Genomic DNA, 206 nt, shown 5'->3' on the forward strand with positions numbered 1-206 from the left:
GACCTGAATTTGTATTCTCAACAGGGCTGCTTGCTAGCTTATGTTCTGGATTGCCAGTAGCAATTTTAGCTACTGGGTTTTGTTCCGGATTATCGGTAACAGGTTTAGTTGTTGGATCTTGCTCCGGATTGTCAGTAACAGGTTTAGCTACTGGATCTTGCACTTGTTTATTAGTATCCTGTTTGGTGCCATCTTCTTTAGAGTCT

At 41.7% G+C, this 206-nt stretch carries 1 protein-coding gene; it reads right to left on the reverse strand.

What is annotated here, in order from left to right:
• On the reverse strand, positions 1 to 206 hold a 206-nt coding region (locus tag MR160_RS34755), incomplete at both ends, for a hypothetical protein (protein WP_242299278.1).

The organism is Bacillus cereus group sp. BfR-BA-01382 (assembly GCF_022663475.1).
Lineage (GTDB): Bacteria > Bacillota > Bacilli > Bacillales > Bacillaceae_G > Bacillus_A > Bacillus_A thuringiensis_S.